The organism is Candidatus Poriferisodalis sp. (assembly GCF_965214215.1).
Classification (GTDB): Bacteria; Actinomycetota; Acidimicrobiia; order Acidimicrobiales; family Poriferisodalaceae; genus Poriferisodalis.
The window spans coordinates 788,722-806,126 of the sequence record NZ_CBDCBD010000003.1 but is presented as its reverse complement, the minus strand read 5'-3'; the positions used below and the strand labels follow the sequence as shown (position 1 = coordinate 806,126).

Sequence of the window (17,405 nt, the reverse complement as noted above, 5' to 3'; positions counted from 1 at the left end):
GGGGGGGTCGCAGCCTTCTCCGGGCATCCGCGGCATCTGGGGTGGCCGCGTCGCCGTACAGGCGCGTGGTGGTGCGGCCGGCCGGGCCTCTTGGGCGCGAGGGCTTCCCGGGTCTCATCGGAATGGCTGAGCGCTGCTTGCCGGGCTCGCGAAGCTGTCTGCCGGGTGAATCACGAAATCTGACGCAGCACAGGGCCGCGGGCCGTGCTGTGGAATTGCAGGGGTCGCGCCGCGAGGCTCGGCGACGAAGCTTGCTGAGCCGTGGGCTGCGGCTTGTCTGAGGTGGGTTCGGCACGAGGCTCAGGCCAGCATGAGGGCCGCTTGCGGCGGTTCGGCTCGGCGTCGCTGGCGGTGCTGTTGGTGGCTTCGGTGCTGACGGTGGTGCCGCTCGGGCCACTGGGCGGTCGTGTGCCTGAGGCGGGGGCGCAGACGGCGGCGGGTGTGACCTTCTCCACGAATGCGATCACTGTCGGCGAGTTCGGCGGCAATCCTGACGGCAGCGGTGAGGCCTCATACACCATCGTGCTCAACACGAAGCCGACTCATGACGTGGAGATCGGCATCCAGTCCAGCGACACCAACGCCGTGTGGGTCAAGACGGGTCCGGGCACAGGCGAGCAAACCGACAACGCGATCACCTTCACCCCCTCGGACTGGAACGTTGCCCAGGAGGTCACCGCCCGCGGCCGCAGCGACAACATCAACAACCCGGACAACAAGCGCACGGCGAGGTTCATTCACACTGCGACGTCCGATGACGCCAGCTACAACGGCTTGGACATCGAGGATGTGATCGTCACCGTCACCGACGACGACACCCCCGGGGTGAGTGTCTCGCATGGCGGCAGGACGCTCAATCAGAACGAAGGCGATGGCTTCAATTACGAAGTCAGGCTCGCGACGCAGCCGACGCACGATGTCCGCATAACCGTGACACCCGCGGACTCTGCCCGGGTGAAGGTGGGTCCCACTGTCGGGCCGGAGAAGGCCTCGCACAGCATCACGTTCACGCCGGCCACCTGGGACCGTAGACGGACCATCAGGGTTACCCCGGTGGCCGACAAGATCGTTAACCCGAGTGCGACTACCGACATCGGCATCACCCACGCCGCCGTGTCCACCGACACCGACTACAACGGGATCGACATCCCCATGATCACTGTCAGGGTGCGCGACGTGGACAGTGCCGGGGTGAAGGTCACCCATACGGGAACCCCGGCGGTCACGGAGGTGAATGAGAGCGGCAGCGGGACAACCGACACCTACAAGGTACGGCTGACCTCCAAACCACTGGCCGAAGTCACGATCCGGGCCACGTCGGCCACCCCGGGTGCCGCCCTGCTCCGGCTGGGCAGCGAAAAAGGGGCCGCGGCCAAGACCAGCGTGGACCTCAACTTCAAACCGTCGGACTGGGACAGCGATCAAACCGTCACCGTCGTGGGTGTCGACGACGACGTCGACAATGTGGGCGACAGCCGCTCGGCGACGATCAGCCACGAGGTGACCTCAAGCGACGGTGGCCCGTACAGGTCGGGTTTGAAACTCGGCTCGGTGTCGGTGACGGTGAACGATGACAGCGATACAGCAGGAGTGAAAACCGCTCCTCCCAGTTCCACGCGAGTCAGCGTCAGCGAAGGTGGCACCAAGCTCTTTTGGGTAACCCTGGAATCGAGGCCGCTGAAAAAGGTGACGATCCGGGCTACGTCGGACAAGCCGCAAGTGGTGACCGTTGACGAATTTGCAGGCAGCACGCCAGGTGCTCACGAGAGCATCTCGTTCGCGCCCGGCGACTGGAACAGACCGGTGTTGCTGAAGGTTTCCGGTGTCGACGACGATATCGACAATCTCGGTGATCGCTCGGCGACGGTGAGCTTCGCAGTCACCGCAGGTGATGGCGGCAAGTACACCACCACCCTGGTGATCGGCTCGATACCAGTGTTGGTGACCGACGACGACGCTACCCAGAGGTCGCGTCTCAATGTCACGGGGCAGGCGATCCAGGTGGCTTCGCTGGTGGAGCAGAAGCCCCTTGGCCAGCGCAACGGGCAATACCGACTCCGCGCCCCGGTGCGGATCACTCTGCCGTCGACATTGGCATTTCGTGGTGAGGAGGCCTGCGCATTCAATAGTGATGGGACTGCGACCGCCACCGCATTGAAAGGCGGACAATGCACCACCCTGCGCGGTGATAACAACCTCAACTACACAGACAATGTCGGTCCGGCGGTGAAGGTTCAGTGGCCCGATTCCGGGGTCACGGTCACGGAGCTGAAGCGCATCGGAGCTGCAGGCTCGAGGAACGCTGACGTGACGCTTGGGTTCACCCGCGCCGGGCTGAGCAAGCTCCTGGGTCAGACACCGGCAGCGGTGCTCCTTGATGTGGGTGGTGTGCTGGTGCGCAATCCCATCGACAACGAGGACGGGACCAACCGCTGCGATGACAATAGGAACATCGAAGACGGGGGGAACATCGAAGACGAGTACGTCACCGATTGCCAGTCGCCCTCGCGTGGGGTCATCCAATTCCAGCCCAGCACGCACAACAACTGGGCGCTCAGCACTACAACGCCGACGGTCGCCGAGGGCGATAAGGCCACCTTGCGGGTGACGGTGCCGGCGTTGCGCGCCAATGCCCCGGCTCGCGACTGGGATATCGATGTGCCGCTGAAGTTCAGCGGGTCGGGGATCACTGCGGAGGACCACCCCACTTCGGCGCTGTGCAAGATTGCCGCGCAACCCACTCAACCCGATCCGCCCAAGGCGCTCACCTACGACTGCGAGGTCACCGTACCCACCGACGACAGCGAGGAAGGCACCGAAACCCTGGTCGTCGAAGTCGACGCCGCCGAGATGCTGCCGCTGGCCAGCTTCGCGACCGGCGCTGCACGGGTGGAGATCGCCATCGAGGACGCCACTCCCACGTCGGTGACGGTGAGCGTGCCCGACACATATGCCACCGAGAACAGTTTCGTGGACCCGTCGCCGGCGGTGATCCGGCTCGAGACGTCGAGCCCGCTGAGCACTGCGCAGCAGATCACCGTGCCGCTCGTGATCAACCAGACGCCTTCGAGCGACCCGGCTCTGGTGGCCGGCACCGACTACCGGCTCGAGTTGGCACCGACGGCGGGGGTGTCGCTGACGGGCACCACGGTGACGTTCGACGGCAGCGGCGGCGACGCGCCGCAGACCGCCGAGATCCGGCTCTACGCGCTCAACGACAGCGACTACGACACCGAGAAGCTCACGGTCACCATCCCCGCAGGCGAGTCCGACAACGACCCGAACGCCCCGGTGCTCACCAGTACCGGCTTCGTGCTCAAAGGCGCCAAGGAGGACGTGAAGGGCACCGGCAGCGGCACCATCACCTTCACAGAGGACGACCCGAAGAGCATCGTCCAAAACGAGCGCTTGGTCACCATTGCGACTAACAAGCGCTTTGGCTGGAAAGGCGACAACAGCGAACGTGGACGCGGTGTGCTCACCGAGCCGGGCCGCCAAAGCTACGGCAAGTCGGGCTTCACCCGTGTCGACGAGACCGACGTCTTTGAGGCGAGTCTGGGGATTCGGTTCAACAACGGATATCCCGCCACGGGTGACTTTGCACCCATATTTACCGGTACAGGCCTGCGGTTTCCCGGTACCGGCGACTCCCGCGGCGGGTTCGCCAGCAGCCAGTCCGGCGAGGTCTTTGCCAGCGATGTGGCGCTCAACGGCGGGGAGGTGATACGCGGCGGCGACACGGTGACGGTCGGCCCTTCTGTCGAACTGCACGACGCCCCCGCCGGCCTCAGCATCCACAGCATCGAGCGCGAGGATGCTGAATGGGCGATCGTGACGTTCAGGATGACTGAAGCTGCCATGGACGACTTCCGCGCGCAGCAGAACTTCCAAGTGAAGGTCGGCGGGATGCTCCTTGTGAGGCAGGACACAACCCACAGGGGCGAACACCAACACGACGCCAATCTGGCGACCAAGACTGTGTGCGACGACAACTACGACGTGTCCGAGGTCGGCAAGTGCCGCCCGGCTTACTTCAACTTCAAGCTGTTGCCCGGCGCCGACATCGGCATCGTCGAGTCGGACTATGCGACGGTGCTTGCTGACACCACCGGCGAAACCGACACCTACAGCATCACTTTGGATCAGGCGCCCTCGGCTCAGGTAGAGATCACGCCGGTCAGCAGTGACACCGGGGTCGTCACCGTCTCGGGTCCGCTGGTGTTCAACCCCTCAGACAGCGGAGCGGCGCTCACCAAGACTGTCACCGTCACCGCGGCCTCCGGCGTCGACGACGGCATCGACAACCCCGGCGGCTCGCAGCAGGGCGATGTCACCATCAGCCACACCGTCACCACCACCGACACGCACTACAGCGGCCTCACCGTTGAAGACGTGACCGTCGACATCGTCGACGACGAGCCGACCGTGGTGTCGTTGAAAGCGAACTTTCCGAGCCTCGATGTCCCGATGCTGCTGGCAGAGGGCTCATCTTCTGGCGCCCTGCGAAGTGTGACTGTGGAAGTGGATTTGGGCCGTCAGCCGCGTTCCGGCGAATCGGTCGACGTGGCGTTCGCTTTGAGCGCGCAGGGCACCGACGATGACGTGTTCTTCACCGGCTCGGACCGCCGGGTTGAATTGGCGTACACCCAATTTCAGAATCGTTGTTGTGTGACGCCCGACGGGTTCGGGGGTGGCAGCTCCGCTCCGGCCTTGCGCATCGAGGCGAATAACAATCCTCCCCTTCAAAAGCAACTTGTCATTGTGCGCGTCGTCGCGGCGACCGACGACGGTGACACCGCCGAGGATCATTTCGAGGTGGCGCTGGCGGGCGGCGCCGGGGCGGTGTTCGAGTCGAACTTCGAGGGCGGCGTGGTGGTCCATGCCACCGACCACACGGTGCCGATGACGCTGCTCGACGACGACGCCCCGCAGGGCATCGTGGTGGACGCCGAGGCGCTCGAGGTGACCGAGGGCGAGGACTCCATCGTCAACGTGCGCCTGGCCAATGCGCCCTCCGGCAACGTCAAGGTGGAGATCAACCTGAGTCGTGCTGGCGGCAAGGTCACGCTCCCCGCCGACGCGGTGACGTTCACCGCCGCCGGGGGCACAGCCCCGTGGCATGTGGCGCAGGCCGTGACCGTCACCGGGGCAGAGGACGACGACATTTTCGACCACAAGGACATCGACCTGGAGTTCGCGATAAGCGGCGACTCGTCGTCCAAGGTCTCCGTGCCCGTCACCGTCGTCGACGACGAGACGCCGACGGGCACCCTGACGCTCAGCGACGCCACCATCCTGGTCTCCGACTTCAAGAAGGTGGGCAACAACACCACCGGCTACTGGAGGCTGTACGTCGACGTGACGCTCGGCGGTGACTACAAGTTCGCCCGCCCCGGGAAGCTCCGTGCGGGAGAGCGGCCGAACTACCGGGACTACGGATTCATCGGGGGGAGCGTCAACGGCAACCGGGTGACGTCGATGTACACGCTGGGGTATCAGGGCGACGACTACGGACATTCCATTGATCTAGTGGGCGCCCCCGACGGGCTGAGGGTCGGCAGCACGCCTACGAGCCGCGACCTTCCGAACCTCATTCCTGGGCTTCCGGTCCAACAGCCGATAACGCGGGGCTTGACAGTGCCAGGCCACCTCGTGACGGGCGGAAACCCCGGCCAGCTGGCGCTCGTGCTCACACCCGAGGCCCGCACGGCGATCACCGAGACAACTGAGGTGACGCTGCGGATCGGGAGCGGCCTTATCGAGGGCGTCAAGGACCGCTACGGCAACAGGCCCCCTCCTGATTTCAGTAATAGGTCCAATGAGGTGCCCACCCGCGGCCTGTGCGGGCAGAGCACGAGCCTGTCCGACACCACGGTGTGCCCGCCCGCGGAGGTCACCTTCACGCTGGTGCCGCTCTCCGCGAACGCGGTGGACGCCGAGTGGTTGGCGCTTCCCGACGATCTGATCATCGAGGAGAACGACGACGGCTCGACCACGGCCGTCGAGGTCGGCACGCCGGTGCGGGCCGTGGACCGCAACGGCGACAAGGTGACCTACTCGCTGAAGTCGCCACCCGCCGGCTTCGACATTGGCGGTAACAACCGCCAGAACGGCCAGATCACTTACTCCGGCAACGGGCTCGACCGCGAAGCCCTCACCGACTCGCAGATCACCCTCACCATCGTGGCCACCTCCACCGGTGCCGACGGCAGCGCCACCGGCGTCGAGCAGCAGGCAACGATCACGGTGGCCGACGTGGACGAGGGCGATGCCACGGTGAGGCTGCGCGACGACGCCATCGGGCGGGTCGGCACCCAACAGCACGTCATCGCCGTCAGCGACGACCCCGACGGCGACCCGGCCCCAGGCGCGATCACCTACCAGTGGCATACCACGACAGGCAACGTCGTGACCCCGGCCACCGGCACCGGCGCGGCCACCGCCGTGTACACGGTGGCCGCCGCAGACGCCGGCAAGGCCCTGACGGTGCAGGCCACCTACACCGACGGCGGCGGAAACCAAGAGGAGGTCTGGTCCACCGTCCCTATCACCGCCTTCACCTATGCCGGCGCGAAAGCGGCGTTCGCGGTCACCGACAACACCGCCAATGAGGAGTCGTCCGCCAGCAGCAACGCCGAGGCCGCACAGTTCACGATCACGCTCGCCGACAAGGCGAGCCCGGTCGGCGACGAGACGATCGGCTACCACATCGACTTCAGCGGCGGCGCCATCGACGAGGACTTCACCTTGGAGCTGGTGCCCGCACAGGGCGTGAGCCTGACCACGGTCTCCAAGACGCGAGCCCGGGTGGTGTTCAGCGCAGCAGCCGGCGTGAGGCCCGCGTCGACGGCCACCGTGTGGCTCAAGGCCCTGGCCGACGACGACAACGCAGCCAACGAGACGATCACCCTCACCCCCGACAATACGAACTTCCACGGCGACCTCGCGTCGGGAGCGGGACTCACCGGCGCCGCGACGAACATCACCGTCACCGACGACGACGATCCCGTCACCGTCACCATGACCGCCTCCGACGGCGACAGCGACGGCAACGCGGTGGAAGGCGCCGGCAACGCCACCGGCTACCGCACCATCACGCTCACGCTGAGCCGAGCGCTGTCCGGTCCGCAGACCGTGACGGTGCCGCTGAACGTGGCCGGCGCGACGGTCACCACCGACTACACGTTCGCGCTGGCGGGGACGAACACCGGCGTGACGCTGACCACCACCGGCGGAACGCACACGGCACAGAACCCGGCGGTGGTGTTCGCGGCGAGCGCGCAGACGGCGACGCTGCGCCTCACGCCAGTCGACAACTCAGCCCGCACTCAGCCCTACGTGGTAATCAGCTACGGCACCGGGGATCGGGCGCCGAGCGGCACCGGCGGCACCGCCGTGGCCAGCCAGACCGGCGGCCCCATCGGCGTCGTGTTGGTGGACGACGAGACGGGCGACATCGAGCTGCCGTTGGACTGGGGGCTCCTTCCGCCCGGGCTGTCGTATGGCGACGACTTCCGGTTGCTGTTCCGCACCTCGGTGGGTCGCGACGCCACATCGTCGGACATCGCGGTCTACGACGCGTTCGTGCGCGGCGTGCTCGCTGAGGGCGGCCACAGCGACATCAAGCCCTACGCCGGGTTCTTCAAGGTGTTCGGCGGGACTCGCAGCGCGTCGGGCTCGACGGGAACGTCGGTGCGAGTCCACAACGGGCTGGCGACGCGTCATACCGGCCATCTCTCCGGGGGATACGTATGGGCGGACGGCTCCACCCGGGCGACGGTGGGTAGCACGACGGGCGTTCCCACCTACTGGCTGGACGGCGCGATCCTGGCCAACAACTACGCCGACCTCTGCGACATCGGCTGGTCAAGCGGCGGCGGTGTCACCACCGGCTGGGACCCCGACGATCCGCGCAGCGAGGACGGCACGCGCAACGTCCCTGCAACCGTGCCCGGCAACAACTACGGGCCCTACTCGACGTGGACGGGCTCGGGCAACGCCTGTGAGGCGTGGAACCATCCGCTGGGGGCCAGCACCGTGTCGCGCTCTTCGGCAGGCAGCGGCGGCGGACAGACGTTGCTGCATCAACACGCTGCGCCCAACACCCGGACACACCCGTTCTACGGCTACTCGCCGGTGTTCAAGCTGTTGGCGCCGCCGGAGCTGACCTTCAGCTCGGCGACCTTCAGCGGCGCTGAGAGCGACGGAACCATCGACGTCACCGTGAAGGCCGACGCTGCGCCCCGCAGCGCCCTGACCGTGGCGCTGGCGACGACCGCAGGCACGGCGACAGGCGACGGGACCGACTACACCGCCCCGGCAGCAACGTTCACCTTCCCCGCCGGCGTCACCTCGCACACCGTGAGCGTGACCGTCAACGACGACTCGGCGGTGGAGCCCAACGAGCGCTTCGCGCTGACGCTGGGCGCCGGCACGGGCTACACGTTGGGCACACCGGCGTCGGCCACGGTGACCATCGTCGATGACGACGGCCTGTCTGTCGCCATCACAGCCTCCGACGGCGACAGCGACGGCAACGCAGTCGAGGGCGCCAGCGACACCACCGGCTACCGCACGATCACCCTCACGCTGGGCCGGGCACTCGCCGGTTCGGAAACCGTGACGGTGCCGCTGAGCGTGACCGGCGCAACAGTCGCCACCGACTACACGTTCGTGCTCCAGGGGACGAACACCGGCGTGACGCTGACCACCACGGGCGGGACGCACACGGCGCAGAACCCGGCGGTGGTGTTCGTGGCGGGCGCGCAGACGGCGACGCTGCGCCTCACGCCGGTGGACAACTCAGCGCGCACGCAGCCGTATGTGATCGTCGATTACGGCACAGGCGGCACGGCACCGAGCGCGACGGGCGGCGTCACGCTGGGCACGCCCCGCGGCGGGCCGATCGGCGTCGTTCTCGTCGATGACGAGACGGGCGATGTGGTGCTGCCTGCGGGGGCGAGCTTCCGGCCGACAGGGGTGTCCAAGGACGGCGAGGAGTACCGAATTCTGTTCATGACCTCTGAAGGCGGGCCGGCGACGTCGACCGACATCGCTGACTACGACCATTTCGTGCGGGCCTCGGCAATCCGCAACGGCGAAGCTGATCTGCTGCCCTATGTCGGGTTCTTCAACGCGTTCGTGTCGACCCCCACCGTCGATGGCCGCACTCACGTTGGCATCTGGGACCCGAACGCCCGCGGCGGTTCGGGCGCCTACGCCACCGGCCAGGCGATCTATTGGCTCAGCGGCGACGTGGTGGGTACCAGCTATAGGAATTTCTGCAGCACGGCGTGGGATCAGCGATGGATCTCGGCGGAGAACACCCGCCTGCGCCACCCCGATGGCACACCGGGCGACGGCGCGAAGGTGTGGACCGGCATCAACAACGACTGCAAACCGAGCTCAGCTCCGCTGGGCTCTGCCGCACCGACCTACGGCCCGGGCGCGCAGGCCGGCAGCGGCACCGCATCGCAGGCGTTGTCGCTGGGCACCGAGGCGGGCAGCAACGAGAACCGGTTCTACGCGGTGTCGGAGGTGCTCAAGACCGTCGCATCCGACGAGATGCCGCAGGTGGAGTTCACCACGCGTTCTGTTGCGAGCACCGAGGACGGCGAAGTCCGCGGCATTGCCACACTTCAGGTCAGCCCTGCGCCGGCGCAGGGCTTGAAGATCTCCTACACCTTGACCACGGTCGACGCGACCCCCGACGAGGACTACGACGCCAGCAGCGGCACGGTGACGATTCCCGCAGGACAGACTTCGGCGACGTTCAGCATCCCCATCGTCAACGACGACATTTTCGAGGCCTCGGAGATCTTTCGCATTTCGCTGGCTGAGTCACCCGACTATCTGCTCGGCAGCAAACGATCCATCGCTGTCACGATCCTCGACGACGAGGAACTCGAGGTGGGCTTCGAGCGGGCGGAGTACTGGGCGCTCGAGGACAGCGGCAGCATCGATGTCGACCTGACCGTGGATCGTGATATGGAACTGTCGGCGGAAGTGACCCTGTCGGTGGGCGGCACCGCCACGCCTGGCAGCGACTTCGCAGCTCTGCCGTCGACGACCGTGACGATCCCTGCGGGGACCACGAAGGGGACGTACACCCTCACCATTTCCATCACCGCCGATTCCGCGGTCGAACCCGACGAGACGATCACCTTGGAGATCGTCAGCGCCAAACCGAAACTTCGTGTGTCCACGGCAACCCAGGACAGCACGACGGTGGTCATCGCCGATCAAGACCGCACCACGCCCGGCCTCCTCATGCCGAGCACCGTCGAGGTGGTCGAGAGCGGGGCGGCAACGTATCGGCTGCGGCTCGCCACCGAACCGACCGGCACGGTCACCGTCACCGTCTCGGGCCAGTCCGACTCCGTGTTGACGCTCGACGCCGACGACGACACAAACGGGGTGCAGGCCTCCGTCGAGTTCGACGCCTCAAATTGGCACATCGGGCGCAAGATCACCGTGAGCGGCGTCCACGACAACGACACCGACAACGACACGGTCACGCTCACCCACACAGCAGCAGGCGGCGGATACGCCTCGGTCACCGGCACCGTGACCGCAACCGTCGTCGACGACGACCTGGTGCAGTGGTGGAAGGCGGGCAGCGATCCTCGGGCGGCGCCAGAGGCGATTCAGACGATTGCCGAGGGGGCGAGCCTGACGCTGACGGTGACGCGCCTGCACTCGGCGGGCGCAGTGTCGATTCCGATCAAGGTGCAGCCAGACACGGCCAAGGCCTCCGACGGCGACTATGAGGCCCCCGCCACCGTCGAGTTCGCCAACGGGCAGACCGAGGCCACCTACACGTTCACGGCGCTGCGCGACAACGACACGGCCGAGGGCGCCGAGCTGGCGAGGATCATCCTCTGCCCCACAGCGAGCTGCCCTGCGCCCTATGGCTCGGGGGCCACGCCGCCCACCATCGACGTGGCCATCGCGGACGGGCCGCGGCCCCACGGCATCTCGGTGAAGCCCGCCGCGGCCACCATCGCCCTTGACGAAGGCGGCGGCGACGATTCCAGCGACACCCTGGAGGTGTCGCTGGAGTCGAACCCCACGGTGGCAGCCACCGTCACCGTTACCTCCAGCGATCCCGCCGCGGTGAGTGTCGACACCGACCCCAGCACCGCCGACGCCGAGAGCACCATCACATTCACCCCCGGCACCACCGGCAAAGACGGCGACGGGAACTGGGCCGAAGCGGTCAGCGTCGAGATCGCCGCGGTGGACGACACCGACCTCGCAAATGAGTCGGTCACGGTGACCTTCTCGGTCGAAGCAGCCAGCGGTCCCTACAGCTCTTCTACGTCGCCGCCGGTGACCGACGAGACCCGCACCGTCAACGTGACCGACCCGGGCGTCGCGGTGATCGTTTCGGACACCGACCTCAATCTCCGCGAGCAAGGCGGCACCGCCACCTACACCGTGCGCCTGGCAACCCCGCCGGCCGCCGGCAAGACCGTGGAGATCACCGCGCGCTCGGCGGCTGTGGAGCGGGTGAGGTTCGGCACTGCCGGCAGCGCGGTGCTGAGCTTCGACTCGACCAACTGGAACCAGCCCCAGACGGTCACGCTCACCGGCGTGGACCTGCCGACGCAGGCCCCCGTCACCGTCGCCATCACCCACACGATCACCCAGAGCAACGACGTGAGCTATCCCACCACGCTCGCGGTCGACTCGCTGACGGCGAAGCTGTTCACTGCTCCCGTCGTCTTCTTTAGCAGTGGATCGGACCTCAAAACCACGGTTGTCGAAGGGTCGTCCATAGACATCGAGTTGTTGTCCCGCCCGGCACCGGAAGAATTCGGTCTGCCGGTGACGGTGACGGTGAGCGAGCACGGCGGCGATCGGATCGCAGCCGAAGAGGAAGGCGATCGCGTGGTGGTCTTCGAGCTGTCGTGCCCCATTGCAGGGGAGTGCTTCAACGGGTTGGCCGAGTTCTCCATTCCCACCACCGCCGACAGCGCCGACACGGCCGACAGCCTCGTTTACATCGCACTGTCCGGTGACCAAAGCGGCCCCGGTTATTTGATCGGAGGCCATGCGCGCCTGGATGCGGTGGTCACCGACGACGATCCGACCACGATCACCCTGTCGGGATCGGACCGCGTGCCCGACGACGGCGGCGAAGCGACGATCACCCTCACGCTGAACCGGGCCCTCAGCAACAACTTGACCGCGGCACCCACCGAGAAGCTGACCGTTCCGCTCACCTTCGACGGCGGCACCGTCGGCACCGACTACTCGCTGGAGCTGGCCACGGCGAACGACGTGGTGACGCTCGACACGTCGAGCCCTCACAGCGCGCAGAACCCGGCCGTGGTCTTCACCGGTGGGCCCGAGAGCGTCGCGACAGCGGAGCTCACCCTCACTGCCATCGACACGGGAGCGACTGCGCCGCTCGCGGTGAGCGTGGCGTTCGGCGCCGGCAACCGGGCGCCGAGCGGCGAGAACCTCAATGGCGGCTTCACCGCATCGGGCAGCGCGACGGCGACCATCGTGCCCGCAGGCGTGACGGTCACCGCCGCAGGCGGCAGCCTCGCCGTGACCGAGGCCGCCGGAGCGGGCCGCACCGACACCTTCACCGTGGTGCTGACGAGCCAGCCCGCCCAGGAGGTGACCGTCGCGGTGGCGGTGGGCGACCCCGGCGTGGCCGCCGTCGACAAGGCCAGCTTGGCTTTCACCGCCAGCAACTGGAGCCAAGCCCAGACGGTGACGGTGACCGCGGCCGACGACAACGTCGACAACCCCGGCGGGACGCGCACCACCGACATCGCCCTCACTGTCACCTCGACCGATGCGAGCTACAACGGTCTGAAGGTGGATCCGCAGACCGTTGCGGTGACCGACGACGAAGCCACCACGGTGACGTTCTCGGCCACCGACGCCACCGCAGACGAGGGCGACCCCTCCGACACCGCCGCGCTGCGCCTGGTCGTGTCGCGGCCGCTGGTGACCGGCGAGCGCCTCGAGGTGCCGCTGAGCTTCAGCGGCGCCACACCGCTGCCGTTCACGCTCTCGCTGGGCGGCACGCCGGCCCCCGTCGGAGTGACCCTGAACGCGGACGTGACCGATGCGTCGGTGGTGTTCACGGGTTCCTCGACGGGCAGCGCCACGGTGGCCGATCTCATCGTGACGCCGCGGCGAGACGCCGACATCACCGACACCGAGATCACCGCCCAGATCCCCTCGGCTGCTAGCGGCGGCAAATTCGTGCTGATCACCTCGGCCAACAGTGTCGAGACGCTGCCCGGCGGGGCTACCGGGCTCGGAAGCTGCTCCGGTGGCGCCTGCTCGGCTGAGTTCACCGTGGAAGACGACGGCGTCGCCCAGGACGTGTCGCTGTCTGTGGACAGCCCGGAGGTGCGCGAGGGCGACACCGCTACGGTCACCGCCACGCTGCTGGCGCCTGCGACGGCTGCCCTGTCGATTCCTGTGCAGGTGCGCGCCGGCGCTACCGCGTCGGCGGACGATTTCACACTGTCCAACAGCGGCAGCATCGACATCGCGCGGGGCAACGAGACGGGCACGCTCACCTTCACCGCACTCGACGCCGACGCCGACGAACCCACTGAGACGCTCACCCTGGAGCTCGGCACTCTGCCCGTCGGCGTGGCTAAAGGCACGCCCGACCATGTGGCGATGACCATTGTCGACACCGACGACGACCCGGCGATCACCGTCGCTGCCGCCGATCAGGTGCAGATCGCCTTCGGCGATTCTCCGGACTTCGTGGTGCGGCCGATCAGCGAAGGCACCCCGGCTCGCTTCACCGTGACGGCTACCCCGGCGGTGCAATACGACCTGCCGGTGACCCTGCGGGTGAGCGAGACCGGTGGCGACTATGTGGCGCCGGGCGATGAGGGCGATGTCTCGGTGGTGATCGCCTCAGGGCAGACGCAGGCGGCCTTCAACGTGCCGACGGTCGCCGACACCGACGGGGAGGACGACGGCACGGTCACTGTTGGGGTGCAGGCCGGCGAGGGGTACACGGTGGGCACTTCGACGCTCAACTCGGTGATGGTTCAAGACGACGACGCGACCCGCACCGTGTCGGTGACCGGCGGCGGGCTGCTTGTCGAGGGTGATTCCAGCTCCAGCGTCGAGGTGACCGTGGAGCTGTCGACGCCGCTCGCATCCGGCGAGCAGGTGGCGATTCAAGTTCGAATCTCCGGCACGGGAGTGGAACCCCTCGACTTCCAGATCGCTCTCAAGACGGGCACCGGCATCAACACCGGGGTCACGCTGCCCCGCAACCCATACAGGACGCTGTTCTTCAGCGGTGCCGGGGCGCAGACGGCTGTGCTGGTGCTGACCGCGGGTGACGACGAAGACGAAATCCACGAGGAGGCGACGCTGACGGTGAGCGGCGCACCGGTCGATCCCACGGCGTCGGAAGTGCTGTTGAGCGTGCTCGACGCCGACGCCTCGGGTGCGGCGGTGCTGGCCTCGACGACCGAGGTGACGGTAGACGAGGGCGCCACCGCGTCCTACACGGTGCGTCTGTCGGCTGCGCCAGGCGCGGGCGAGACCGTCACGATCACACCCACCAGCGCGGCGGTAGGCGTCGCCACCGTGACGCCCGCGTCGGTGCAGATCACCAGCGCCAACTGGCAGAGCGAGCACTCCTTCACGGTGAACGGGGTGGACGACGGCATCGACAATCCGGGCCGCGACCCTCGCAGCGTTGCCATCACCCACGCGGTCACCACCACCGGGTCGGTGTACGCCTCGGTCACCGCGCCCTCGGTGATGGCCAAGGTGACCGATACGCAGCCCACCGTGGTGAAGATCGTCTACGAGGGCCGGAACTACGACGGCAGCCCGCCAGCAGTCACCGAGGGGCAAAGCGTGCAGCGCTTCGCGGGCAGCCAGCAATCCCGCGCGCGTGGGTTCGAGGTCGTGCTGAGCCGGCCGCTCGCCCGCGATGAGCGAGTCGAGGTGCCGTTGCGGATCGAGGGCCTCAATATCACCCCCGCCGACGTCAAGGTCGACGTGAGTTGGCAGGCACCGCGGACCCGCCAGGAGCAGCAACCCGATGATGCCCGCAACCCGGGGGTGACCCTGCTGCATTCGGGCGTGGTCTACAAGCCCGTGCGACCCACGACGCTCGTCCAAGACTGGCAAGACACCCAACAGATGAATGTGCGCGGCGAGACGGTAATGGTCACGATCACCGCGCTCGACTTCGTGGTGGTGTTCGACGAAGCCTCGTTCGGCACGCCCACCACCCCGTGGACCGACCACACCGCTCCCGTGCCCGAGCGGGCCTCGCTGATGTTCATGTTCATCGACGACGACCTGGGCGAAGGCCGCGAGCAGTTCACTGTCACCATCGGCGACGACGTCGAGCTGGCCGCCCGGTCGGGCACCAACCTGGCGGGCGGTGCGGTGCGCGACAGCACCAACCCGTCGGCCTCGGTGCTGGTGAACGACAACGACCCCCACCTGGCGCCGTCAAAGCTGACAGTGGACGTGGACGAAGGCGGAGCGCCGGGCAGCTACACCCTCAAGCTCAGCGCAGACCCCGGCAGCGGCGCGACGGTCACGGTGGACGTGGTCACCGGCGACAGCTCGGTGGCCACCGTCTCCCCGCAGCAGCTCACCTTCACCGGCGGCAGCGGGGGCTCCTGGAAGACCGCTCAGACGGTGACCGTGACCGGCGTGGCCGACGCGACCTTCGGCGACGACTCCACCGTGATCTCTCACCACATCAGCGGCTGGACCGGCGGGCCCACCACCGGCCCGGGCGTGCTGGTACGGGTGAGCGACGCCCCGCCGGGGTTCACCGTGACCCAGACCGGCGGCAACACCGAGGTGACCGAAGCAGCCGGCGCCACCAACACCGACACCTACCAGATCGTGCTCAACGCCACCCCGGCCCGGCAGGTGACCGTCACGCCCGTCGCCGGCTCGGCCAAGATCACCGTGTCGGCGCCGCTGGTGTTCACCAAGTCCAACTGGAACAGGCCCCAGACGGTGACCGTGACCGCCGTCGACGATGACGCCGTCAACCCTGCCGCCGAGCTCTCCACCACGGTCACCCACCAGATCGCCACCGCCGACAGCAACTACCGCTCCATCGCGATCGCCCCGGTTCCGGTGGCCATCACCGACAACGACACCGCCGCACTGAAGATCACCGAGTCCGGCGACGGCACCGAGGTCACCGACGACGGCAGCACCGACACCATCACCGTCAGCCTCACATCGCAGCCCTCCGCCGAGGTCACCGTCACCGTGGCGGTGGTCGAGACCCAGACCACGACAGATGCATTGGCCCTCAGCAAGGTGGGCGGCGCGCAGGCCAAGACCATCACGCTGACGTTCAGCAGGTCGACCTGGGACCAGCCCCAGACCGTCACCGTCACCGGCGTGGCCGACAGCTTCGACAACAGCGGCGACCGCACGGGTTCGCTGATGCTGTCGGCTGCCTCCAGCGATGCCGACTACGCCGCCCTCGCCTCCAGCTCGGTCAGCGTGACGATCCTCGACGACGACACTTCCGGGGTCACCATCGCCCAGACCAGCGGCGCCACAGAGGTCACCGACGACGGCAGCACCGACACCTACACGGTGCGACTGAATACACAACCGCTCGGCCCTGTGTTCATCACCGCCACCTCCGGCGACGACTCGGCGGCGCAGCTGCACGGCGGCACCGACACGACGCCGGGGGAGACCGTCCGGCTGACGTTCACCCGGACCAACTGGAGCGATCCCCAGACGGTCACCGTCACCGGCGTCAGCGACGATCTCGACAACACCGGTGCCGCCCGCAACGTGACCGTTACCCACGCAGCCACTGTTCCCGCCCCCAGCGACCCCCAGAACCCGCCCGCGAACCCCTACGACGGCATCGCGATTGCCTCGGTGAAGGTGAGGGTGATCGACGACGAGGCGCCCGTGGGCATCAACGTCACCGAGACCGACGGCGGCACCGAGCTGGCCGAAGACGGCGGCACCGACACGTTCAGCGTCGCGCTCGACTCCAAGCCGACGAACAACGTGGTCGTCACCGTCACATCCGTAAAGCCCGGCGCTGTCACGGTGAAGAGCCCGTCGTCCTCGGCGGGAACAACGGCCAAGCTCACCTTCACTCCGGCCAACTACGCCGACGCGCAGGAGGTGACGGTTACCGGCGTCGACGACGACAAGGACAACGGCACTGGGCGAACCGCCGACATCACCGTTCAGGCGCTCGCCGCCGACAACGACGACACCCGCTACCACGGCGTCTCGGGTGCCAAGGTCACCGCCACGGTCACCGACGACAACACCAAAGGCGTGGTGCTGAGCCAGCCTGGCGGCCTCACCTTGCCCGACGGAGAGGACTCCACATACACCGTGCGCCTCGGATCCCGGCCGCTCCAGACGGTCCAGGTGACGAT

At 67.4% G+C, this 17,405-nt stretch carries 1 protein-coding gene (running past one end of the window); it reads left to right on the top strand.

The annotated features are described in order from the left end of the window. Nucleotides 1–282 precede the first annotated feature (282 nt). On the top strand, nucleotides 283–17,405 hold the beginning of the coding sequence (locus ACOOF5_RS05875; RefSeq protein WP_420437547.1) for a Calx-beta domain-containing protein. It continues 36,127 nt past the right edge of the window; 17,123 of the gene's 53,250 nt are visible here — the first part of the coding sequence; its start codon is at nucleotides 283–285; its stop codon lies off the right edge, out of view.